Consider the following 23,738-nt stretch of genomic DNA (forward strand, 5'->3'; position numbering starts at 1 on the left):
CGTTGAAGGAACATTGGGCCCGTAGGCGCTCCGACGACCTGACGAGCCCGGATGCCCAGAGCCCAACACCCCTGCGAGCAGCCGCAGTCGGGCGTCACGTGGGTTCACACCGCCGTGTCGTCTGCCTCCATCGTCATGCGGGCCACATGGAGCGCCAGGTACGAGACCTCGTCCTCGCTGAGTTGTTTGCCCAGGCGCAGTTCGACGATCGTCGCGAGCTGCTGGGCGGTGCGGGTCGCCTCGGGGTAGTACTGGCGGATGCCCTTGCCGATCGTGGACTCGTGGCCCTTGAGCTGCCGGCGCTGCTGGATCCGTACGAAGAGATAGCGCACGTGCGTGATGAACCGCGCCACGTTCATGGACTCGTGGGAGACGTCCAGCCCGTACCGCTCCCTGATGACGGCGAGCATCTGCTGGATGACCCCGGTCATCGTGTAGGTGAAGGACAGATCACCCGAGACGAAGCCCGCGTTGACCAGGTGCAGGGCGAGCGGGGTCGCCTCGGAGGCCTCCAGTTGCGGGGTCACGTGCTCGTTGATGGCCTGGAGCAGGAGCTGCGCCTGGGCGTACTCGGTGGCGTACAGGGTCTGCACCTCGGCGCGCAGCGGGTACTCGATGACGATGCCCCGCGCGGCCCGGTCCAGTGCTCCGGCGACGTGGTCGGCGACCGCGATGGCGAGGGTGGGGCGGGTGGACTCGCGCCCCTCGATACCGACGTCCTCGAGGGCGGTCACGACGGCTTCCAGGATCTCGCCGCTGATGAGCGCCATGGCCTCGGCCAGCCGGTCGGGGTCCGCGTCGGGTCCGGAGCCGGCGGTGGGGTCGCGGCCGTCGGCCGGGACGAAGACACGCTCGATCAGCGTGGGGTCGACGGGCTTGCCCTGGTGGGAGCTGAAGCCGATGCCGCGCCCGGTCAGGATGACCGGCTGGTCCTTCTCGTCGCTCGCGAGGACCACGTTGTTGTTCAGGACACGCACAGCCTTCACCGCCGGCCCTCCTTTCCGTCGATCTCCATGGTCTCCCGAACGCCGACGCGGCGCGTGCACGCGTCCCTCGCGGGAGGCGTGCACGCGCCGGATCGGATGTGTTCGGATGTGTCAGGGGCGGCTGATCACCGTCGCACGGTCACCACGGGGGTACCGGCGGTGACGTCCTGTCCCACGTGCGGCTCGACCGAGGTCATGTCCGCGGTGTTGAGGACGGTCATCAGGGTGACGGCCGGGTGTCCCGCGGCGCGTACGGCGGCGAGGTCGACCTCGGCGAGGAGGTCGCCGGCGGAGATCTTCTGCCCGGCCGCGACGCGCACGTCGAAGCCCTTCCCCTGCATCTTCACAGTGTCGATGCCGACGTGGATGAGGACCTCGACGCCGTTCGCGGTGCGGATGCCGAAGGCGTGGCCCGTGTCGGCGACGGTGATCAGCTCACCGTCCACCGGGGCGACGACGTGGCCGTCGGCCGGCTCGATGCCCACGCCCTCGCCGAGCGCGCGGGAGGCGAAGACCGGGTCCTCGACCTCACCGAGGCCGACCACACGACCCGCTACCGGCGCCGTCAGCTCAAGGCCCTTCCCGGCGGTGGCGGGAGTACCGGTGGCGGGAGTACTGGTGGCAGGCGTCCCGCCAGAGGGAGCCTCCGCACCGGTGGCGGTACCAGCGGCGGAGCCGGCGGCACCGGTGGCTGCGGCACCGACGGCGACGAGCTCGCGGTCGTCGGCCGCCACGGCCTGGGCGGGGACGACGGCCTTGCCGCCCGCGGCGGCCTCGGCCGTGTCGCGCTCGGCGTTGACCTGGGCGCGCTCCTCCTTGGTGCGGTAGTCCGCGAAGTAGACGAGCGCCATCGACGTGAAGAAGGCCGCCGAAATCGAGATGATGTACTTGATCATCGGGTCGAAGACCGGGATGGTCAGCAGGGACGTGAAGGCGAAGGCCTTGGTGTTCACGCCGCCCAGGAGACCGATGATCACACCGCCCACGAGGCAGCCGACGAGCATGCGCGGGTAGATCCGCTTGAAGCGCAGGTGGATGCCGTACAGCGAAGGCTCGGAGATACCGCCGAGCAGACCCGCGGCCAGGGCGCCGGTGGCGGTCTGGCGCATGTCCTTCTCACGGTGGCGGATCGACAGCAGCAGGACACCGGCGGTCGCGCCGAAGCAGGCGAAGTTCCACGTGCCCATGGGGCCCTGGATGAAGTCGTACCCGAGGGTGTTGATGTTCACGAGCATGAGCGCGTTCAGCGGCCAGTGCAGACCGAGCGGCACCAGGAAGGGGTACAGCATCGGGATGACGATCGCGAAGACGATCGGGGCGTGACCGTTCAGCCAGGACAGACCCGTGCCGAGGCCGTTGCCGGCCCAGACTCCCATGGGACCGATGAGGAACGCGGTCAGCGGGATCATGATCAGCATGCTGAAGAACGGCACGAAGACCATCTGCACGTTCTCGGGGAAGATCCGCTTCAGGCCCTTGTAGACCAGGGCGAGCAGGGCGACCATCAGCAGCGGCACGAACACCTGGCCGCCGTAGTCGTTGAGCTGCATCGGCAGCCCGAAGACGTGCGCCACGGACTCCGAGGTGCCCAGCGTCGTGTTGGTGGTGGTGGTCACGCCGGGGGTCTTGGACCCGATCATGCCCGTGAAGTTCGGGGTCATCACCGCGGCCATCACGGTGGCGCCGACCCAGGGGTCGATCTTCAGCTTCTTGGCCGCGTTGTAGGCGACCATGATCGGCAGGAAGTACAGCACCGAGCGCCACATCGAGTCGACGAAGACCCAGGTGGCGGACTTGTCCGCGGACCGGAAGTCGACGAGGCCGAAGGCGTCGAGCATGGAGGCGATCGCGATGATCAGCGAGGCGCCGAGCAGCACGCCCAGGAGCGGGCGGAACGAGTCCGAGAGGTACTCGAAGAAGTTGTCGAGCCAGGCGAACCGGCCGCGGCCCTTGGCGCGGATCTCGGCCTTGACCTCGGCGTCCGACTGCGGGCGGGGCGTGCCGGCGCCGCTCATCGACGGCGAGTTCATGATGTCCGAGTAGACACCGGCGACGGCTCCGCCGATCACGATCTGGAAGCGGTCGCCGGACTGCGGCACGGTGCCCATGACGCCGTCGAGGGCGTCGAGGGCGGCCTGGTCGGCCTTCTCCCCGTCGTGGAGCTGGAAACGCAGCCGCGTCGCGCAGTGCGTGAGGCTCTCGATGTTCTCGGGTCCGCCGACGCCGCGGAGGATCTTCTCCGCCAGCGCCTCAGGCGTGGATGTGTTCATGACGCGTCCTTGCATCCCTGACTCGTGCGATCTTGCACCGGTCCGCGATCTCTCACGCACGGACCGGGACAACAAAAAAGGCCCGGGAAGCGCGTGGAGCGCTGCCCAGGCCTTGCCTCCCTCTGCCGTACGCCGGTGGCGTCCGTAGGGAGTAACAATCCTGCGATCGAGATCGATCGAAAATGACTATAACAGCGGAGCCGGGGCTCCGACGCCGTCCGTGACCATCGCCACCCAGGCCGGACCGTCTGCCGCCGGGCAGCCCTGACCCGGACCGCGCCGACGCACTCTGCCACAGCCCGGCGCGGCACGTCACATGGAACATCGAGTGACCGTGCGGGCGGCACCGGCAGATACGGACAGAGCGGCCCCCGCCCCGACCGTCACCGTCGGCCAAGCACCGCTGTCGCTGCGCCCGCAGCCGCCGCGCGCGGCCCGCAACCATCCTCCCCGTGATTGAAACCGTTCAATGTTCGAGCACGCGAACCGGCCGATTCACTTGATGACACGGATAAGCATGGCCGATTTCCGGAAAATACCGCCGCACTTGTTGACCGGAACCTCCCCCACCCCTACCTTCACCGCCGTGAAACGATTCACAACTCTTAGGTGAGGGGCCCCAGTTGATCAGCAGGAGGAACATCCTCGCGGGCGCGGCGGGTGCGGCGGGGGTCGTCGCGGCGACCGCCGCCGGAGCGGGACCGGCCACGGCGGCACACGGGTCGGCACCCGTGGCGGCCGGCCCGCGCGCACGGCGCACGGCTCCGCGCGTCACCGCTCCGACGGTCGAGTACGTCCGGCACCCCCTCGGGCTCGACGCACCGCACCCCCGGCTGAGCTGGCCGATGGTCTCGGACGAGCCGGGGACGCGGCAGAGCGCGTACCGGATCCGCGTCGCCACCAGCGCGTCCGGGCTGTCCCGGCCCGACGTGTGGGACAGCGGGAAGGTGACGTCCGGCCAGTCCGTCCTCGTCCCGTACGCCGGTCCCCGGCTCGCGGCGCGCACGCGCTACTTCTGGTCCGTGCGGGTCTGGGACACCGAGGGCGCGGCCTCCGCCTGGAGCGCGCCGTCCTGGTGGGAGACCGGCCTGATGGACACGCCGTGGTCGGCGGAGTGGGTCTCGGCTCCCCCCGCCCTCACGGACGCGCCCTCCCTGGAGGGCAGCGCCTGGATCTGGTTCCCCGAGGGTGATCCGGCGAGCAGCGCTCCGGCGGCCACGCGGTGGTTCCGGCGGGTCGTCGAGGTTCCCGAGGGTGTCACGGCGGCGAAGATCGCCTTCAGTGCCGACAACGTCTTCTCACTCTCCGTCAACGGCGTCGAGGTGGCCCGCACCGACCTGGCGACCGAGCACGAGGACTGGCGCCGTCCGGCCGTCGTCGACGTCCTCGGACGGCTGCGCCCCGGACGGAACGTGCTCGCGGTGGAGGCGGCCAACGCGACGGTGGGGCCCGCCGGTCTCGTCGGCGTCCTCACGCTGACCGACGCCTCCGGTGAGCGGCGGGTCGTCACCGACGCGTCCTGGCGGGCCACGGACGCGAAGCCCGCCGGCGACTGGCGCGGGGACGGCTTCGACGACAGCGGCTGGCCGGCGGCCAGGGTGGCCGCCGCCTGGGGTGCGGGCCCCTGGGGCAGGGTCGTCCCGGCGTCGTTCGCGGCCAACCAGCTCCGCCACGCGTTCACGCTGCCCGGCAGGACGGTGGCCCGCGCGCGCCTGTACGCGACGGCCCTCGGCCTGTACGAGATCCACCTCAACGGCCACCGGGTGGGCCGCGACCAGCTCGCCCCCGGCTGGACCGACTACCGCGAGCGCGTCCAGTACCAGACGTACGACGTCACCTCCCTCGTGCGGCCCGGGGCCAACGCCGTCGGCGCCTGGGTGGCGCCCGGCTGGTACGCCGGCAACGTCGGCATGTTCGGCCCCCACCAGTACGGTGAACGCCCCGCACTGCTGGCGCAGTTGGAGGTCGAGTACGCCGACGGGACGCGTGAGCGCGTCACGTCGGGCACCGACTGGCGGGCCACGGCCGGTCCGATCGTCGCGGCCGACCTGCTGAACGGCGAGACGTACGACGCGCGCGCGGAGACCGACGGGTGGACCTCCCCCGGTTTCGACGACCGGACCTGGCTCGCCGTCCGCGCCGCGGGGGACGCGGCGCCCGGCCGGATCGTGGCGCAGCCCGACGGCCCGGTGCGCGTGGCGGCGGAACGGCCGGCCGAGAAGGTGACCGAACCCGCCCCGGGCGTCCACGTGTTCGACCTGGGCCAGAACATGGTCGGCTCGGTCCGGCTGCGCGTCTCGGGCGAGGCCGGGACGACGGTGCGGCTGCGTCACGCCGAGGTCCTCAACCCTGACGGCACCCTCTACACCGCCAACCTGCGCTCGGCGGCGGCGACCGACACGTACGTCCTCAAGGGCGGCGGCGAGGAGACCTACGAGCCGCGCTTCACCTTCCACGGGTTCCGCTACGTCGAGGTCACCGGGTACCCCGGGACCCCCACCGCGGGGGCCGTGACCGGCCGGGTCATGCACACCTCGGCGCCCTTCACCCTCGACTTCGAGACCGACGTACCCCTGCTCAACCAGCTGCACAGCAACATCACTTGGGGTCAGCGGGGCAACTTCCTCTCCGTCCCCACGGACACGCCCGCGCGCGACGAACGGCTCGGCTGGACCGGGGACATCAACGTCTTCGCCCCGACGGCCGCGTACACCATGGAGTCGGCGCGCTTCCTCGCCAAGTGGCTCGTGGACCTGCGCGACGGCCAGACCGCCGAGGGCGCGTTCACGGACGTGGCGCCCATGGTCGGAACGGTCGGCAACGGGGTCGCGGGCTGGGGCGACGCGGGGGTCACCGTCCCCTGGTCGCTGTACCAGGCCTACGGGGACCGGCAGGTCCTCGCCGACGCCTGGCCGTCCGTCCGGGCGTGGCTGGGTTATCTGGAGCACCACAGCAAGGGTCTGCTGCGGCCCGCGGACGGCTACGGCGACTGGCTGAACGTCTCGGACGAGACACCCAAGGACGTCATCGCCACCGCGTACTTCGCCCACAGTGCCGACCTCGCGGCCCGGATGGCCACGGCGCTCGGCGAGGATCCGGCGCCCTGGACCGGCCTGTTCGACCGTGTCCGGGAGGCGTTCCGCGACGCCTATGTCGGCGCCGACGGGAAGGTACGGGGCGACACGCAGACGGCGTACGTGCTCGCCCTGTCGATGGACCTGGTTCCGGACGCGCTGCGCACGGCGGCGGCCGGGCGCCTCGTCGATCTGATCCGCGCGAGGGACTGGCATCTGTCGACGGGCTTCCTCGGGACGCCCCGGCTGCTCCCGGTCCTCACGGACACCGGGCACACAGACGTCGCCTACCGGCTGCTCCTGCAGCGCTCCTTCCCGAGCTGGGGCTACCAGATCGACAGGGGCTCCACCACGATGTGGGAACGCTGGGACTCCATCCGGCCCGACGGCGGTTTCCAGACCCCGGACATGAACTCCTTCAACCACTACGCGTACGGCTCGGTGGGCGAGTGGATGTACGCGACCGTCGCCGGTATCTCGCCGGGCGGGCCCGGCTACCGGGAGATCGTCGTCCGCCCCCGGCCGGGCGGCGGTGTCACCTCGGCGCGGGCCACGTTCACGTCCCTCTACGGCCCGGTCTCCACCCGGTGGCGGCAGCGCTCCGACGGCTTCGACCTCAGCTGCGCCGTGCCCGCCAACACCACGGCCGAGGTGTGGATCCCGGCGGCAGGCCCGGACGCGGTCGCGCACACCGGCGCCGCCCTCCTGCGTACGGAGGACGGCTGCGCGGTGTACCGCGTCGGCTCGGGCAGTCACCGGTTCACCACCTGACCGGGGAACCGCCGGAGGAGCCGAGGAGCCGAGGAGCCGAGGGGCAGGACGGACCGGGCCGGGCAAGGTGGTCAGGCGGCCAGGTGGTCAGGCGGCCAGGTGGTCAGGCGGCCAGGTGGTCACGGTGGACAAGACGCCGCTACGGCGTCGCGTCCGCCGTGACCGGGATCTCCCCCTCGTGCTCGCGGCCGGTCCTGAACTGCGTGCGGTACAGCTCCGCGTAGCGCCCGTCCGCCGCGAGCAGTTCCTCGTGGGTGCCCCGCTCGACGATCCGGCCCGCCTCGACGACCAGGATCAGATCGGCGGCCCGTACCGTCGAGAGCCGGTGCGCGATCACGACGGCGGTGCGGCCCTCCAACGCCTCGGTGAGCGCCTCCTGGACGGCCGCCTCCGAGGTGTTGTCGAGATGGGCGGTGGCCTCGTCCAGGATGACGACACGCTGGCGGGCGAGCAGCAGCCGGGCGATGGTCATGCGCTGGCGCTCGCCGCCGGAGAGCCGGTATCCGCGCTCGCCGACCACGGTGTCGAGGCCGTCGGGCAGGGACCGTACGAGGTCATCGAGGCGGGCCCGGCGCAGGACGTCCCACAGCTCGTCCTCGCTCGCCCCGGGCCGGGCGAGGAGCAGGTTCTCGCGGACCGAGTCGTGGAAGAGGTGCCCGTCCTGGGTCACCATGCCGAGGGTCGCGCGCATCGACACGGCGCTGAGCTCGCGGACGTCGACGCCGCCGATGCGCACGGCACCGGCGTCGGTGTCGTACAGCCGCGGCAGCAGTTGCGCGATGGTCGACTTGCCGGCGCCGGAGGAGCCGACGAGGGCGACGGTCTGGCCGGGCTCGGCGCGGAAGGAGATGCCGTGCAGGACCTCGTCGCCGCCGCGGGTGTCGAGGGCGGCGACCTCCTCCAGGGAGGCGAGGGAGACCTTGTCGGCGGAGGGGTAGGCGAAGCGGACGTCGTCGAACTCGACCGAGGCGGGACCGTCCGGGAGCGCGCGGGCGTCCGGCTTCTCCTCGATGAGCGGCTTCAGGTCGAGCACCTCGAAGACGCGCTCGAAGCTGACCAGGGCGCTCATGACCTCCACGCGCGCCCCGGCCAGCGAGGTGAGCGGCGCGTACAGGCGGGTGAGCAGCAGCGCCAGGGAGACGACGGCGCCCGGCTCCAGGGTGCCCCGCAGGGCGAACCAGCCGCCGAGCCCGTAGACGAGGGCGAGCGCCAGGGCCGAGACGAGGGTCAGGGCGGTGATGAACGCGGACTGCGCCATCGCCGTACGGACACCGATGTCCCGGACCCGCCGGGCGCGCGCCGCGAACTCGGCGGACTCCTCCCCGGGCCGCCCGAAGAGCTTGACGAGGGTCGCGCCGGGAGCGGAGAAGCGCTCGGTCATGCGGGTGCCCATGGCGGCGTTGAGGTCGGCGGCCTCCCGCTGGAGGCGGGCCATGCGGCTGCCCATCCGCCGGGCGGGGAGCACGAACACCGGCAGCAGGACCAGCGCGAGCAGGGTGATCTGCCAGGACAGGGTGAGCATCACGACCAGCGTGAGCAGCAGGGTCACGACGTTGCCGACGACGCCGGACAGGGTGTTGCTGAACGCGCGCTGGGCGCCGATCACGTCGTTGTTGAGTCGACTGACGAGCGCTCCCGTACGTGTACGTGTGAAGAACGCGACCGGCATGCGCTGCACATGATCGAAGACAGCCGTCCGCAGATCGAGGATCAGTCCCTCGCCGAGCGTCGACGAGAGCCAGCGGCCGAGAATCCCGAACGCCGCCTCGGCGAGCGCGATGACGGCGATGAGCACGGAAAGACGCACGACGGTGCTCTCATCGCCGTGGGCCACGATGGTGTCCACGACGTGCCCCGCGAGCACCGGCGTCGCGACGGCCAGCAGCGCCGTCACCACACTGAGGAGGACGAACTGCGCGATACGGCGGCGGTGCGGGCGGGCGAAGGCGGCGATGCGGCGCAGCGTCGCGCGGTCGAAGGGACGACGCTCCTGTTGGGCGTTCATGACACTGTGCAACTGTGTCCAGGCTGTGGTCTCCATGCTCATGTGAGTGACAGTAGGACCTCAAGCTTTGTTGAGGTCAAGCGAACGGGGCGGGAGCACCCACGCGGGTGGGTCTCCCCGGAGTCCGGGGGCGGGGGTGCCCCCCGGCTCGGGACCCGGGTGGATGCCGGGCGGGGTGCCGGAAGCGGCGTCGGCGTGAACGCCCGGGTCGGCACCGGGCGCCCGCGGGGCACGCCTCCCACGGCTTGCCCGGGGTGTCAGACGCCGTCCCCGCGCCCGCAACCTCACGTTGGTGCGGCGTGGAAAACCTCTCGGGATGTGACAGCCGTACGACTGCCCCGGGCGCTGCCCCGGCTCCCCCGCCGCCTCACCCTGCGGCCCGCCGTCCGGCCGGTCCTGTGCCTGCTGCCGCTGGCGCTGGTCCTCGTGGTTGCCGCACGCCACCGGTCCGTGCTTTCCGAGGGCTTCGGCCAGCTGCGGTCGGCCGAGTGGCCCTGGCTCGTCGCCGCGGCCGCCGCGACCTGTCTGACCTGGGTGGCCGCGGCCGTGACCCGCCAGGGCGCGGTCGTGGAACGGCTGCCGGCCGTCCGGCTGCTGGCCACGCAGTTCGCCGCGGGCGCCGCGAACCATCTGCTGCCGACCGGGCTCGGCGCCGGTGCGGTGAACCTGCGGTTCATGACGGTGTGCGGGGTTCCGCTGGCCCGCTCCTCGGCGGCGCTCGCGCTGTACCTGCTGGCCGAGGGGGTCGCCCGGCTGGCCCTGCTCGTCGGGCTGCTGATCGCGTTCCCGGACGCGCTGCGGGTCGACGGTCTGATACCCGAGGGCGCGGTGGGACCGCTGCTGCTGGGCATCTGCGTGGCCCTGTGCGCCGCGCTGGCGGCGCTCGCCCTCCTGCGGCGGCTGCGCACGGCTCTGCTCTCCTTCCTGCGCACCGCCTTCGGAGAGGCCCGGTCGGTGCACACGCGACCGTCGCGTGCCCTCGCCCTGTGGGGCGGCTCGCTCGCCTTCCCGCTGCTCCAGGCGGCCGGGCTGGCCTCGGTGGGACGGGCGCTGGGCCTCCCGGTGTCGCCCACGCACATGATGATCGCCTACCTGGCGGCGACGATCGCGGTCGCGCTGGTGCCGACGCCCGGCGGGATCGGTTCGGTGGAGGCCGCGCTGATCGTGGCCCTGGTCGCGGCGGGCGGCCCGGTGGCCGTGGCGACCGCGGTGGTGCTGGCGTACCGGATCATCACGGTGTGGGTGCCGCTGCTGCCGGGGGCGCTGACGCTCGGGGCGCTGGTCCGCTGGAAGGTGATCTGACCCGGTCGGGGGCGTAGGGGGTGCGGGTCCGTCCAGTCTGGTCCGAAGCGCGGGGACACCTTCGCGTCCGTCCCAGGGCCGTGCGGTGCGGCACGTGCTGTGATACCGAGGGGTGACCACGGCGTGCGGTGTGGCGCGCCGGTCGCCGGAAGGACAGCGCGATGCCGGTCCGTATCGAACGTCAGGGTCACGTCACCACCGTCGTCCTCTCCCGGCCCGCGGCCCGGAACGCGGTGGACGGGCCGACGGCCGCCGAACTCGCTGACGCCTTCAAGAAGTTCGAGGCGGACGAGACGGCGCGTGTCGCCGTGCTCTGGGGCGAGGGCGGCACCTTCTGCGCGGGCGCGGACCTCAAGGCCATCGGTACGGAGCGGGGGAACGAGGTCGCCGAGGAGGGTGACGGGCCGATGGGCCCCACCCGGCTGCGGCTGACCAAGCCGGTGATCGCGGCGGTCGCGGGGCACGCCGTGGCCGGCGGTCTGGAGCTGGCGCTCTGGTGCGATCTGCGGGTCGCCGAGGAGGACGCCGTCTTCGGGGTGTTCTGCCGCCGCTGGGGGGTTCCGCTGATCGACGGGGGCACGGTCCGGCTGCCGCGGCTCATCGGTACGAGCCGGGCGATGGACATGATCCTCACCGGCCGTCCCGTCGGTGCCCGGGAAGCGTACGAGATGGGGCTCGCGAACCGTGTCGTGCCGGCCGGCCGGGCCCGCGCCGAGGCCGAGCGGCTGGCCGCCGAGATCGCCGGGTTCCCGCAGGCCTGTCTGCGCAGCGACCGGGCCTCGGTCCTCGACCAGGAGGGTCTGGTCGAGAAGGAGGCCATGCGGACCGAACTCCGGTACGGGATGGACGTCCTGGAGGAGGGCGTGCGGGGCGCGGCCCGCTTCGCCTCCGGCGCGGGACGTCACGGCGCCTTCGGCGAGGTGTGACGACGGCGGGGGTGTGCGGCGGGGTCTCGGTTCCGCGGGGTCGCGGGTTCGGTCCGGTGGGTGGGTCGGGGCCGTGCCGGTGCATCAGCCCGTCGCCGCCGGGCAGAGACGTGACCGTTAGTGGCGACGGCCATTGATGTACCGGCACGTCCCCTCACGCCGGATGCCGGGTGCGGGTGGTGCGTGGCTGGCGAGAGTTTCAGCCCCAGGGGGCCACTTCTCGGGTACGGGGCAACAATTCAGCCCCTCCGGCGATTGAGGAGCGGGGTCCGGGGCGGAGCCCCGGGTACAGGACGGGTAGGGGCGGAGGGGGCGAAGGAAGGTTTGGGGGGGGCGGGGGCCGGTTCCGGCAGCGGGTTTTGGGTGCGGGGCGGGTTCGGGTGTGGGGGCGTGAGGTTGGGGTTCGGGTGTGGGTGGCTGCATCCGCGGCGTCAAGGGCTGTCCCCCGTAGGGCTGGTGACGGAGGGGCAGGGGGATGCGGCAGGATGAGACGTCTCCCCGGACGACGGCGAACGGCCCGTCCGGGCATGATCGCGTTCCCGGATTTCGAGCAGGTGGCAAGTGACGACACAGCACATTCGGCCCGCGGGCCCCCATCTTGGTCCCGCTCTCCGAGGAGGTCACCGATGAAGCGCTCCGTCACCCTGGACGACCTGATGATCGCCGGAATAGCCGTGGCGGCCGGGCTGCTGGCGGCGTTCCTGCTGCGGATGCTGCTGCGCTGGCTCGGCAAGCACGCCGAGCGCACCCGGTGGAGCGGCGACGACGTCATGGTGGACGCCCTGCGGACCGTCGTGCCCTGGTCGGCGGTGGCCGGAGGCGTCGCCGCTGCGGCCGCGGTGCTTCCGCTGACCGCGCCGGTCGGCAAGACCGTCAACCGGTCGCTGACCGTCCTGCTGATCGTGGTCGCGACGGTCACCGCGGCCCGGCTGATCACCGGTCTGGTCCGGTCGGTGACGCAGTCCCGCTCGGGCGTCGCCGGTTCGGCCACCATCTTCGTCAACATCACCCGCGTCGTGGTGCTGGCGATCGGCTTCCTGGTCGTCCTGCAGACCCTGGGGATCTCGATCGCACCCCTGCTCACGGCCCTGGGTGTCGGCGGTCTGGCCGTCGCCCTCGCGCTCCAGGACACCCTCGCCAACCTCTTCGCGGGCGTGCACATCCTCGCCTCGAAGACGATCCAGCCCGGTGACTACATCAGGCTGAGCAGCGGGGAGGAGGGCTACGTCGTCGACATCAACTGGCGCAACACCACGGTCCGTCAGCTCTCCAACAACCTGGTCATCATCCCCAACGCCCAGCTCTCGGGCACCAACATGACCAACTTCACCCGTCCCGAGCAGCAGATGACGCTCCTGGTGCAGGTCGGTGTCGGCTACGACAGCGACCTCGACCACGTCGAGCGGGTCACGAACGAGGTCGTCGCCCAGGTGATGACCGGGATCGACGGTGCCGTCCCGGAGCACGAACCCGCCGTGCGTTTCCACACCTTCGGCGACTCGCGCATCGGTCTCACCGTGATCCTGGGCGTGGGCGAGTTCAGCGACCAGTACCGGATCAAGCACGAGTTCATCAAGGCCCTGCACAAGCGCTACCGGGACGAGGGCATCCGGATTCCGTCGCCCGCCCGTACGGTCGCGCTCCAGTCCGGCGGGACGGCTCTCCTGGAGACCGCCATCCCGCATCAGCGCGAGGCCGCCAAGCGTCCCTGAGAACGGGCCGGGGGCCGGGCGGAACACTCCGCCCGGCCCCCTTTTCCGTTTGCCCGCGCGGTCAGAGCGTGGCGGTCGAGTCCGGGTAGTGGCCGGGCGCGCGGTGGCGCGGCGCGACCAGGCTCGACACGACCGGGGTGACCGTCCAGTCCGGGTGGTTCGGCATGCGCGGGGTCTTCGTCCCGTACAGCCAGTCGTTCAGGAAGCCCGACTGGTCCGATCCGGAGATCTCGGAGGCGACCGCGATGTAGTTCGCGGTGGTCGCCGCGGAGTTGCGGTGGCGCTCCAGGAAGGTGCGCTCGATGCGGTTGAAGACGTCCTCGCCGACGAGCTCGCGCAGCGCGTAGAGGACGAGGACTCCGCCCAGGTAGCGCTGGCTGTCGAACAGGTTGGCGGCGTTCGGGGCGGCGACGGGGCCGGAGGACGCGCGCCACTGGTCGCCCTTGGCGTAGGTGTCCTTCATCCGGGCTTCCATGGTGGTCAGACCGAGCGAGTCGGCCCAGCCGCGCTCGTAGCGGTAGAGCAGCCCGTAGAAGTCCGCGTGGCCCTCGTTCAGCCACAGGTCGGCCCAGTTGGCGGGGCTGACGCTGTTGCCGAAGTAGGAGTGCACCAGCTCGTGCATCATGTGCGAGCCGATCTTCTTCTCCTCCTGGAGCAGGAAGTTCGGCTTGTAGAGCGTGAGCGTCTGGGTCTCCAGACCGGTGAAGTCGAAGGCGTTCGCGGCGTCGTTGTTGCAGGGCAGCAGCCCGTACGTCTCGAACGGGTAGGCGCCGAGGCGCTGTTCCAGCCATTCCACGAGGCCCGGGGTGAGCGCGAGCGCCGGCTCCAGCGCGGCGGCGCGCGCCGTCGGGACGACGTCCCGCAGCCCCAGCCCGTGCGGGCCCTGCCGCTCCTTGACCACGTAGTCGCCGACGGTGATCTGCACCAGCTCGGTGGCTATCGGGTCGGCCGAACGGTACGAGTACGCCGTCCGGTCGCCGTCGAGCCGCTCCGTGCCGGTCAGCGAGCCGTTCGCGACACCGCGCAGGGTGTTCGGCACGGTGACGCGGAAGCTGAAGTCCGCCTTGTCCGTCGGGTGGTCGTTGCACGGGAAGACCGTGTGCGCCGCGTTGGGCTGGGGACAGATGGCGAAGCCGTCGGGCGTGGGAACCCAGGCGGTGTACGCCAGCGCCTTGGCCGGGTCGGCGCCGTACTCGACGCAGACCTGCGCGGCACAGTGCCTGGGCAGGGTCCGTACCGGAGTGATCCGCAGCTTCTCGTCCACCTGCTCGAAGGTGGCGGCCACACCGCCCACCTTCACCGCGCGCACGTCCAGGCCGAGCGCGTCGAGCGAGAAGCGCGAGAGGTCCTGGGTCGCCTTGATCCGCAGGGTCGCCTTGGCGTCGACCAGGCGGGTCGTGGCGTCGTAGGCGAAGTCGAGGTGGTACGCCTCGACGCGGTAGCCGTCGTTCCCGAGGGACGGGTAGACGGAGTCACCGAGGGTCTCGGCACCCGGGGTGCCCTGGTCCGGCCTTAAGGCCAGGGGGCGCGCCGAGGCGGTGGGGGCGACGGCGAGCGCGGCCGCCGTGCCGAGCAGCGCGGCCGCGGGGGCCGTCACTCTGGTGCGATATCTCATGTTTCGCTTTCGTTCGGGAGGCGGAGCGCCTGGAGGTCCGCCGCAAGATCGGATGCGCGGTCACTTTCATGTACGGCTGAGCGGGCCGCCAGGTTGCCTCCGGCGGGCAGCCCCGGTTTTCACTCCGGGCCGCGCGTTCACTTCCGCGGGTCGGGCGGTTGCCGGAGGTGTCCGATCAGGGCGTTTCGCTCCGACGGACCCGCTTGGGCGCCTACGGCCGTTTCCCGCCCCTTCCCGTCCGACGCGGAGCGGACCCCTGTCGAGACGGGGGCGCTCACGAGATATCTTGATGTCGAGCAATGTTGCAGACGTGGAGCGGAGCACCCGGTGACTGACTCGACCATCATTTACACGCACACTGACGAGGCCCCGGCCCTGGCGACGTATTCGTTCCTGCCGGTGGTCCAGGCGTACGCCTCTCAGGCGGGTGTCACTGTGGAGACCCGTGACATCTCGCTGGCCGGGCGCATCATCGCCCTCTTCCCGGAGTTCCTCCAGGAGGACCAGCGCATCGCGGACGCCCTGTCCGAGCTCGGTGAGCTGGCCAAGACCCCCGGCGCGAACATCATCAAGCTGCCGAACATCTCGGCGTCGATCCCCCAGCTCAAGGCCGCCGTCGCCGAGCTTCAGGCGCAGGGCTACGCGCTTCCGGACTACCCGGACGACCCGAAGTCGGACGAGGAGCGCGACATCCGCGCCCGTTACGACAAGGTCAAGGGCAGCGCCGTGAACCCGGTCCTGCGCGAGGGCAACTCCGACCGCCGCGCCCCCGCGTCGGTCAAGAACTACGCCAAGACCCACCCGCACCGCATGGGTGCCTGGACGCCCGGGTCGAAGACGAACGTCGCCACCATGGGCGTCGACGACTTCCGCTCCACCGAGAAGTCCGTCGTGATCTCCGAGGCGGGCAAGCTGCGCATCGAGCTCGTCGGTGACGACGGCTCCACCACCGTGCTGCGCGAGTCGGTACCCGTGCAGGCCGGCGAGGTCGTGGACGCGTCCGTCATGCACGTCGCGCCGCTGCGTGAGTTCCTCACCGAGCAGATCGCCCGCGCCAAGGCCGAGGGCGTCCTGTTCTCGGTGCACCTCAAGGCCACGATGATGAAGGTCTCCGACCCGATCGTCTTCGGTCACGTCGTGCGCGCCTTCTTCCCGAAGACCTTCGCGGCGCACGGCGAGACGCTCGCCGCCGCCGGTCTGACCCCGAACGACGGTCTCGGCGGCATCTTCAAGGGCCTCGAGGCGCTTCCGGAGGGTGCCGAGATCAAGGCGTCCTTCGACGCCGAGCTCGCCGAGGGCCCGGCCCTCGCGATGGTCGACTCCGACAAGGGCATCACCAACCTGCACGTGCCGTCCGACGTCATCGTCGACGCCTCGATGCCGGCCATGATCCGCACCTCCGGCCACATGTGGGGCCCGGACGGCGAGGAGGCCGACACCCTCGCGGTGCTGCCCGACTCCTCCTACTCCGGCGTCTACCAGGCCGTGATCGAGGACTGCCGCGCCAACGGCGCCTACGACCCGTCGACCATGGGCTCCGTCCCGAACGTCGGCCTCATGGCGCAGAAGGCCGAGGAGTACGGCAGCCACGACAAGACCTTCGAGGTCCCGGTCACCGGCACGGTCCGCCTGGTCGACGAGGCCGGGAACGCGGTGCTGGAGCAGACGGTCTCCGCCGGCGACATCTTCCGCGCCTGCCAGACCAAGGACGCGCCGATCAAGGACTGGGTGAAGCTGGCCGTCACCCGCGCCCGCGCCACCGGCGACCCGGCCGTGTTCTGGCTGGACGAGACCCGCGCCCACGACGCCAACCTGATCGCCAAGGTCAACCAGTACCTGCCGGAGCACGACACGGAGGGCCTGGACATCCGCGTCCTCGCCCCCGTCGAGGCCACCAAGCTCTCGGTCGAGCGCATCCGCCGCGGCGAGGACACCATCTCGGTGACCGGCAACGTGCTGCGCGACTACCTGACCGACCTGTTCCCGATCCTGGAGCTGGGCACCAGCGCCAAGATGCTGTCGGTCGTCCCGCTGATGGCGGGCGGCGGCCTGTTCGAGACGGGCGCCGGCGGCTCCGCGCCGAAGCACGTCCAGCAGCTCGTCAAGGAGAACTACCTGCGCTGGGACTCGCTCGGCGAGTTCTTCGCGCTCGTGCCCTCGCTGGAGCAGTTCGCGAAGACCACCGGCAACGCGCGTGCCCAGGTGCTCGCCGACACCCTGGACCGCGCGACGGCGACCTTCCTCAACGAGGACAAGTCCCCGACCCGTCGCGTCGGCGGCATCGACAACCGCGGCAGCCACTTCTACCTGTCCCTGTTCTGGGCGCAGGAGCTGGCGCGGCAGACCGACGACGCCGACCTCGCCAAGGCGTTCGCGCAGCTCGCCGAGACGCTGACCGCGCAGGAGTCGACGATCGTCGGCGAGCTGAACGCGGTGCAGGGCAACCCGGCCGACATCGGCGGCTACTACCAGCCCGACCCGGCCAAGGCCGCGAAGGTCATGCGCCCGTCCGCCACCTGGAACGAGACGCTGGCGACCCTCGCCTGATCCACCGCGTCACACGCACCACCCCGCGGGCACGGCCCGCACCCGCCGCCCCGGCCGGATCCTCCGGCCGGGGCGGCTTCGTCATGGGCTCTCCCGGCGCGTCACGGTGACGGCTGCGGCCCACCTGGGCGATCAGCGGTGGCGGGCCGCAACACCCGTTCATAGCTTCGGCCTATGACCAGACAACAGATGGCCTACCTCGCGTGCACGGCTGTGGTCGTGGCATCGGGAGTGGGCGCAGCCCTGCCCGCCGACCACCCGTCAGTGCACCTGGTACGCCCGGGTGAATCCATCCAGAAGGCCGTGAACGCGGCGCGGGCGGGCGACACCGTCGTCGTCGCCCCCGGCACCTACCGCGAGAGCGTCACCATCACCACGCGGGACGTGACCCTGCGCGGCGCGAGCGCCCGGTCCACCGTCATCACGCCGAACACCGCCGCCACCGACGCCTGCGCCAAGGCCGGCAACGGCATCTGCGTGACCGGGACCGACAGCAAGCGCCTCCGCGGCGTCACCGTCGCCTCACTGACCATCAGGGGCTTCGCGAAGCAGGGTCTGTGGGCGACGGGGACCGACGGGCTGACGGTGCGCCGGGTGACCTCCGAGAAGAACGGCCAGTGGGGCATCGCCGAGGAGCGGTCCGTGCGGACCAGGTTCGTCCGCAACATCGCGAGGGACAACGGCGACGCCGGTCTCTTCGTCTCCAACACGGTCACCACCGAGGAGGGCGCCCGCGACACCAAGGGAACGGTGGTCGCCCACAACCTGATGAGCGGCAACCGGATCGGCCTCACGGTCCGCCGGGTGCGGAACCTGACCGTCGCCCGCAACGAGGCCACCGGCAACTGCACCGCGGTGTTCGTCGTGGGCGACGAGAACAAGCCGCGCGTCGGCGACCTGACCGTGACCAGGAACTACATCCACGCCAACAACAAGTCCTGCCCCAAGACCCCCCGGCTGCCCGCCCTCCAGGGCTCGGGCATCGTCCTCACCGGCGCGGAGGACACCCGCGTGACGCACAACCGGGTCGAGGACAACGTGGGCACCTCCCCGCTCTCGGGCGGCATCGTCCTGTTCAAGAGCTTCGTGGGCGCCCTCAGCGAGCGCAACGAGGTGCGCGACAACACGGTCCTGCGCAACGGCCCGTCCGATCTCGCCAACCGCGACACCACCGGCAAGGGCAACACGTTCCGCGGCAACACCTGCAAGGTCTCCGAGCCCGCCGGCATGTGCTGAGTACCGCACGACACCAGAAACGAGGCATTGAATGACCACTGTCGATCAGAGTCCCCCGCCGTCCATGCAGTTGCGGGAACTCGTCTTCGGGGCGGCCCGCGCCGCCGCCGTGCGCGCCGCCGCCCGGCTCGGTGTGGCGGACGCCCTCGACGACACGCCCATGAGCGCCGAGGACCTGGCCGCCGCGGTGAAGACCCAGCCGGGAACGCTGCGCCGACTGCTGCGCGCCCTGTCCTGCCAGGGCGTCTTCGCGGAGCGGCCCGACGGCACGTTCGCGCACACCGAGATGTCCCGGCTGCTGCGCGAGGACGACCCGAACAGCCTGCGCTACATCGCCCTGTGGTGCACCGAGCCGTGGACGTGGAACGTCTGGCCCAAGCTCGACGAGGCGGTCCGCTCCGGCCGGAACGTCTTCGAGGACGTGTACGACAAGGAGTTCTTCCCGTACCTCAACGAGGACGCCCCGGAATCCGCGCACGTCTTCAACCGGGCCATGACGACGTCCAGTTCACAGTCGGCCCAGGACGTGGCGAAGCTCCTGGACCTGCGGGGCGTGAAGTCGGTCGCCGACATCGGCGGCGGCCAGGGTCACGTCGTGGCCAGCCTGCTGGAGAAGCACCCCGGCCTGCACGGCACCCTCCTCGACCTGCCGGGTGTGGTGGAGAACGCCGATCCGCGTCTGCGCGACGGCGGGGCGCTGGCCGACCGGGTGCGGATCGTCGCCGGGGACTGCCGTGAGGGCATTCCCGTCCAGGCGGACGTGTACATCATCAAGAACATCCTGGAGTGGGACGACGAGAGCACCCGCAGGGCGCTCGCGAACGTCCGCGCCGCCGCCCGGCCCGGCGCCCGTGTCGTGGTCATCGAGAACCTCGTGGACGACACCCCGTCGATGAGGTTCACCACGGCGATGGACCTGCTGCTGCTCCTGAACGTGGGCGGTGCCAAGCACACCCGGCAGAGCATGGTCGACCGGCTCACGGCGGCGGGCCTGGTCATCGGCGAGATCCGCCCGGTGAACCCCTATCTGCACGCCTTCGAGTGCACCGTCCCCGGCTGATCCGGCCGAACCCCCTGAAGAACAGGGAAAACCCGAGGCCGCCGGTTCCGCTAGATCGCGGAGCCGGCGGCCTCGGGTTGTGTCATGGTGCCGTTCAGGAGGCGGAGTCGCGCTCCCAGCGGTAGAAGCAGTGCGCCATGGCGTCCTTGGGGCTGCGCCACGTCTGCGGGTCGTACGCGCTGACGTACGCCGACAGTTCCTCGCTGACACTGCGGAACTCGGGGTGCCCGGCCACCTTCGCGATGGCGGGGCCCGGGTCCCGTTCGGACTCGATGAGGTGCAGGTACACATCACCGAACTGGAAGAGGCTGCGCCGGCTGACCCCGATGAGGTGGGGGAGCTCCCCCCGGTCGGAGGCGGCGAACACGTCGGAGATCGCCGGAGCCGAGTCGGGCGCCATGCGGGCGACGATCAGGGCGTGGTGCATCGGGTGTCCTTCCTGTGCCGGGTCCGGCGGTCAGCGGGGCATGGCCGCGGGGCTGCGGCGCTCACGGGCAGCCTGCTCGATCCGGTCCCGGATGAGGGCCATCTGCGTGACGGAGTTGCGGTTGATGTTGTCCGTCATCCAGGCGTCGTCGACGGGCGCGTCGGGCTTCATCGCGAAGTCCTGCACCCAGCGCATGTGCGTGCCGGCCGGGGTCTCCTCGTACTCCCACCGGATGTTCATGTGCGCGAACGGTCCCGTCTCCACGCGGCGCGCCCGGACGGTCCGCCCGGCACGGTCGACGGTGCGCTGCGAGACCCAGCTCCACACCTTGCCGTTGTCGTCCGGGTGCATGGTGAGGCGGAAGGTGGTCGTGTCGCCGTCCCGGGTCAGGATCTCGAGGGACGCGTACTCGCTGAAGAGCCGCGGCCAGTTCTCGATGTCGTTCGTGATGTCCCAGACGAGGTCGAACGGGGCGTCGATGACGACGCTGTTGTCGGTGTGTCCTGCCACTTCAGGCTCCAGCCTTGAGGTTGTCGTTGACGAGGTCGAGGAACTCCCGCGGGGTCTTGCAGCGCTCCGCGTCGGTCGGCAGGGGCCGGCTGTACCGGTTCTCCAGTTCACCGACGATGCCGAGCAGACCGAGCGAGTCGAGTCCGAGGGTGCCGAACGGCGCGTCGAGGGTCTGCGCGAGTTCGTGGGGGTCGACGGTGATCCCGGCCGCCTTCTTCATGAGCGCGGCCAGTTCGTCTACGGTCACTTCGGTGGTGATCATGCGGTGGTTCTCCTCACGTGCGGCCCGGACTACCGGGCGTGGTCCCCGCCGCGTCGTACGACCAGGGCCGCGTTCGACCCCATGAGGCCCCTGCTGAGGACCAGGGCCGTGCGCAGTTCGGCGGGTCGGGCGTTCGACGTCACCAGGTCGAGGTCGTGGCAGACGTCGAACACGTTGGGGGTGGGAGGGATCTGGCCGTGCTCCATCGCGAGGACGGCGGCCGCGGTGTCCAGCAGGGGTGCCCCGCAGTAGGCCCGTCCGATGCCCGTCTTGGGCGCCGTGACCGGGACCCGGGTGCCGTGCGCCCCCAGGGCGTCGGCGATGGCCAGGGCCTCGGCGCGGTCGGCGGCCGGGACGCCCAGGGCGTCGGCGAAGACGACGTCGATCTCCTCCGGGGCGCAGCGCGCCTCGGCGAGGGCGCCCCTGATGGCGTGGGCGAGCCCTTCGCGGGACCTCTCCCACTGCGAGGCCCCGGTGAACGTGGCGGCGTGTCCGGCCACGAGGGCCCGGACCTCCGCTCCCCGCTCGCGGGCGCGCCGCTCGTCCTCGACGACGAGCATGGCGCCGCCTTCCGCGGGCACGAAGCCGCAGGCTCCCTCGGTGAAGGGGCGGTAGGCGCGCGCGGGGTCCTCGACGGTGCTGAGTTCGGGGTAGCCGAGCTGGCAGACCATCGAGTACGGGGCGAGCGGCGCCTCGGCGGCGCCGACGAGCATCGCGCCGGTGCCGCGCCGTACGCCGCGGGCGGCGTGCGCGACGGCGTCCAGTCCCCCGGCCTCGTCGCTCGCGACGACTCCGCAGGGCCCCTTGAAGCCGCCGCGGATGGAGATCTGGCCGGTGCTGGCGGCGTAGAACCAGGCGATGGACTGGTAGGGGCCGACGAACTTGGAGCCCTGGCCCCACAGTTTCTGCAGTTCGCGCTGGCCGAACTCGCCGCCGCCGGATCCGGCCGCGGTGACCACGCCGACGTCGTACGCGTCCTCGGGGCCGACCGCTCCGAGGCCCGCGTCGTCGAGGGCGAGGACGGTCGCGGCCATCGCGAAGTGGCTGAAGCGGTCGGTCTGGACGAGGAAGCGTTCCTCGATGAGGTCCGCGGCGTCGAAGGCCCGGACCTCTCCCGCGACGCGCAGCGGCAGATGTCCGCAGCCCTCGCGGGTGATCCGGTCCAGGACGGTGAGGCCTTCCCTGACCGACTTCCAGTAGGCGTCGGTGCGCAGTCCGTTGGGGGCGATGACACCGATTCCGGTGATGGCCGCGTTCCGGGGGCGCTGAGTGCTCATCGTGTCCTCCCAGCCGGCCCGGTCAGGAGCACCGCGGACTGGAATCCGCCGAACCCGCTGCCGACGGAGAGCACGTTGCTGAGCTTCCGGGGGCGGGCGGTGCGCGGCACGTAGTCCAGGTCGCACTCGGGGTCGGGGGTTTCGTAGTTCGCCGTGGGCGGCACCACCTGGTGCTTCAGGGCGAGGACGCAGGCGACGACCTCGATCGCGCCGATCGCGCCCAGTGAGTGGCCCACCATGGATTTGATGGAGCTCATCGGTGTCCGGTGGGCGTGGTCGCCCAGGGACCGTTTGACGGCGGCGGTCTCGTGCCGGTCGTTCTGCCGGGTGCCGGAGCCGTGCGCGTTGACGTAGTCGATGCGCGTCGGGTCGAGCCGGGCCTGGTCGAGCGTGCTGTCGATGGCCCGGGACATCTCCAGGCCCTCGCTGGTCAGGCCGGTCATGTGGTAGGCGTTGCCGTAGGTGGCGTAGCCGCCGATCTCGCAGTAGATGTGCGCCCCGCGGGCCCGTGCGTGCTCGTACTCCTCCAGGACGAGTACGGCCGCTCCCTCGCCCATGACGAAGCCGTTGCGGTTGGCGTCGAAGGGCCGGGAGGCGTGTTCGGCGTCGTCGTTGTCGGGCGACGTCGCCTTGATGGCGTCGAAGCAGGCCATCGTGATCGGGGAGATCGGCGAGTCGGACGCCCCGGCTATGCAGACGTCGGCGCGGCCTTCCTCGATGGTGTGGAAGGCGTATCCGACCGCGTCGAGTCCGGAGGTGCATCCGGTGGAGACGGTCTGCACCGGCCCCTGCGCCCCGAACTGTTCGGCGACGACCGAGGCGAGCGTGCTGGGCGCGAACGCGAGGTGCAGTTTGGCGTCGGCCGCGCGGTGGTCCACGTCCCAGCGCCGGCCCCGCTCGCTGACCTGGACGTAGTCGTGTTCCAGGCGGGTGGTGCCGCCGACGGCGCTGCCCAGGGAGACTCCGACGCGCCAGGGGTCTTCGCGGCCGGTGTCGAGGCCGGAGTCCTGGACGGCTTCCGCGGCCGCGACCACGGCGAACTGGATGTACCGGTCGACGTGTTCGACCAGCTCCGGGTCCAGGCCGTGCGCGAGCGGGTCGAAGTCGCATTCGGCGGCTATGCGCGAGCGCAGGCCCACCGGATCGAAGAGCGTGATCCCCCGGGTCGCGGTGCGGCCGCCTTCGAGGAGGTCCCAGAACGCCTTCGTCCCGGTGCCTCCCGGAGCGACCACACCGATCCCGGTGACGGCCACCCGGCGGGTCACTTTATGGCCCCGCTTCGCTCGGACGGCTGTCCGTTGTGGCCGGGCGTGGCTCCGCTGGTCATGAACGCGGGGGCGGGTTCGGAGGCGTCGGCGGCCTCCTCCGTGTCGACGTGGCCGAGGCTCGGGTGCGGGGCGAGCGGGCCCAGGTGGAAGACCATGCGTGCCTCCTTGCGGCCGACGTTGCGGAAGCGGTGCCGCACGCCGATCGGGATCAGCAGACCCTGCTCGGGCTGGAGCGCCAAAGCCTCTCCGTCCAGGTCGACTTCGAGGGCGCCGCCGACCACGTACACGAACTCCTCGGAGTACGGGTGGTAGTGCTCGCCGATGCGCTCGCCGGGCTGGATGATGGCGAGGCCCATGAAGCCGCTGGTGGAGCCGACCGTGGCGGGCGTGAGCATGGCCCGGATGTCGCCCCCGCGCCTGCGGTTCGGCTCCGTCTCGCTCAGGTTCACGATCTGTGGATGCTGCTTGGTCATGCTTGATACCTCCGGGT

Annotated in this window: 17 protein-coding genes; 7 read left to right on the plus strand and 10 right to left on the minus strand. The window is 71.2% G+C overall.

Features of this window, described 5'->3' with window-relative positions; genetic code table 11:
- Positions 1–104 precede the first annotated feature (104 nt).
- Both ACFYYF_RS04110 and ACFYYF_RS04115 read right to left on the minus strand, forming a co-directional pair.
- Positions 105–986, minus strand: a complete 882-nt coding sequence (locus tag ACFYYF_RS04110) for a PRD domain-containing protein (RefSeq protein ID WP_388771184.1) — start codon at positions 984–986, stop codon at positions 105–107.
- 125 nt (positions 987–1,111) lie between these two features.
- A complete protein-coding gene (locus ACFYYF_RS04115) occupies positions 1,112–3,256 on the minus strand; it encodes a glucose PTS transporter subunit IIA (protein WP_388771186.1) in 2,145 nt (714 codons plus the stop codon).
- Between the two features lie 623 nt (positions 3,257–3,879).
- On the opposite strand from ACFYYF_RS04115, the gene ACFYYF_RS04120 reads away from it, so the two are divergent.
- Positions 3,880–7,101, plus strand: coding sequence for an alpha-L-rhamnosidase (locus ACFYYF_RS04120; RefSeq protein WP_388771187.1), 3,222 nt, complete (start codon positions 3,880–3,882; stop codon positions 7,099–7,101).
- Positions 7,102–7,240: 139 nt separating this feature from the next.
- Here the strand turns inward: ACFYYF_RS04120 and ACFYYF_RS04125 are convergent, their stop codons facing one another.
- Positions 7,241–9,142 carry an ABC transporter ATP-binding protein gene (locus tag ACFYYF_RS04125; RefSeq protein ID WP_388771561.1) on the minus strand — a complete coding sequence of 634 codons (1,902 nt, stop codon included), beginning with the start codon at positions 9,140–9,142 and terminating at the stop codon, positions 7,241–7,243.
- Positions 9,143–9,424: 282 nt separating this feature from the next.
- On the opposite strand from ACFYYF_RS04125, the gene ACFYYF_RS04130 reads away from it, so the two are divergent.
- The 3 genes from ACFYYF_RS04130 to ACFYYF_RS04140 all read left to right on the plus strand — a co-directional run bounded on the left by ACFYYF_RS04130 (position 9,425) and on the right by ACFYYF_RS04140 (position 13,046).
- Positions 9,425–10,408 (plus strand): lysylphosphatidylglycerol synthase transmembrane domain-containing protein, encoded by a 984-nt coding sequence (locus tag ACFYYF_RS04130; RefSeq protein WP_365492185.1) that lies wholly within the window; start codon positions 9,425–9,427, stop codon positions 10,406–10,408.
- Positions 10,409–10,569: 161 nt separating this feature from the next.
- Positions 10,570–11,334 carry a crotonase/enoyl-CoA hydratase family protein gene (locus ACFYYF_RS04135; RefSeq protein WP_388771188.1) on the plus strand — a complete coding sequence of 255 codons (765 nt, stop codon included), beginning with the start codon at positions 10,570–10,572 and terminating at the stop codon, positions 11,332–11,334.
- Positions 11,335–11,960: 626 nt separating this feature from the next.
- A complete protein-coding gene (locus tag ACFYYF_RS04140) occupies positions 11,961–13,046 on the plus strand; it encodes a mechanosensitive ion channel family protein (RefSeq protein WP_388771189.1) in 1,086 nt (361 codons plus the stop codon).
- 61 nt (positions 13,047–13,107) lie between these two features.
- On the opposite strand, the gene ACFYYF_RS04145 is transcribed toward ACFYYF_RS04140, so the two are convergent.
- Entirely contained in the window at positions 13,108–14,661 is a 1,554-nt protein-coding gene (locus tag ACFYYF_RS04145) for a M1 family metallopeptidase (protein WP_388771192.1), read from the minus strand.
- A gap of 327 nt (positions 14,662–14,988) precedes the next feature.
- Between ACFYYF_RS04145 and ACFYYF_RS04150 the strand changes: the two genes are divergently transcribed.
- The 3 genes from ACFYYF_RS04150 to ACFYYF_RS04160 all read left to right on the plus strand — a co-directional run bounded on the left by ACFYYF_RS04150 (position 14,989) and on the right by ACFYYF_RS04160 (position 19,504).
- Entirely contained in the window at positions 14,989–17,208 is a 2,220-nt protein-coding gene (locus ACFYYF_RS04150) for an NADP-dependent isocitrate dehydrogenase (protein ID WP_388771194.1), read from the plus strand.
- Between the two features lie 174 nt (positions 17,209–17,382).
- Positions 17,383–18,444: a nitrous oxide reductase family maturation protein NosD gene (locus ACFYYF_RS04155; RefSeq protein WP_388771197.1), complete on the plus strand. Its 1,062-nt coding sequence runs from the start codon at positions 17,383–17,385 to the stop codon at positions 18,442–18,444.
- A gap of 31 nt (positions 18,445–18,475) precedes the next feature.
- Positions 18,476–19,504 (plus strand): methyltransferase, encoded by a 1,029-nt coding sequence (locus ACFYYF_RS04160; protein ID WP_388771200.1) that lies wholly within the window; start codon positions 18,476–18,478, stop codon positions 19,502–19,504.
- 94 nt (positions 19,505–19,598) lie between these two features.
- Here ACFYYF_RS04160 and ACFYYF_RS04165 read toward each other — a convergent pair whose 3' ends face one another.
- The 6 genes from ACFYYF_RS04165 to ACFYYF_RS04190 are packed head-to-tail and all read right to left on the minus strand — an operon-like array spanning position 19,599 to position 23,721.
- Positions 19,599–19,931: a TcmI family type II polyketide cyclase gene (locus tag ACFYYF_RS04165; RefSeq protein ID WP_388771202.1), complete on the minus strand. Its 333-nt coding sequence runs from the start codon at positions 19,929–19,931 to the stop codon at positions 19,599–19,601.
- 30 nt (positions 19,932–19,961) lie between these two features.
- Positions 19,962–20,441: an SRPBCC family protein gene (locus ACFYYF_RS04170; RefSeq protein ID WP_388771205.1), complete on the minus strand. Its 480-nt coding sequence runs from the start codon at positions 20,439–20,441 to the stop codon at positions 19,962–19,964.
- Between the two features lies 1 nt (position 20,442).
- On the minus strand, positions 20,443–20,703 hold the full coding sequence (locus ACFYYF_RS04175; RefSeq protein ID WP_361675880.1) for a phosphopantetheine-binding protein: 261 nt from the start codon (positions 20,701–20,703) through the stop codon (positions 20,443–20,445).
- A 29-nt stretch (positions 20,704–20,732) separates the two neighbouring features.
- Positions 20,733–21,980 (minus strand): ketosynthase chain-length factor, encoded by a 1,248-nt coding sequence (locus ACFYYF_RS04180; RefSeq protein WP_388771208.1) that lies wholly within the window; start codon positions 21,978–21,980, stop codon positions 20,733–20,735.
- Complete coding sequence (locus tag ACFYYF_RS04185; protein WP_388771210.1) at positions 21,977–23,245, minus strand: beta-ketoacyl-[acyl-carrier-protein] synthase family protein; 1,269 nt, start codon at positions 23,243–23,245, stop codon at positions 21,977–21,979. Before ACFYYF_RS04185 ends, ACFYYF_RS04180 begins: the two co-directional genes overlap by 4 nt.
- A complete protein-coding gene (locus tag ACFYYF_RS04190; protein ID WP_361675889.1) occupies positions 23,242–23,721 on the minus strand; it encodes a cupin domain-containing protein in 480 nt (159 codons plus the stop codon). The genes ACFYYF_RS04185 and ACFYYF_RS04190 overlap by 4 nt, the downstream gene beginning before the upstream one ends.
- Between the last annotated feature and the right edge of the window lie 17 nt (positions 23,722–23,738).

The organism is Streptomyces sp. NPDC001914, assembly GCF_042891215.1.
Taxonomy (GTDB): domain Bacteria; phylum Actinomycetota; class Actinomycetes; order Streptomycetales; family Streptomycetaceae; genus Streptomyces.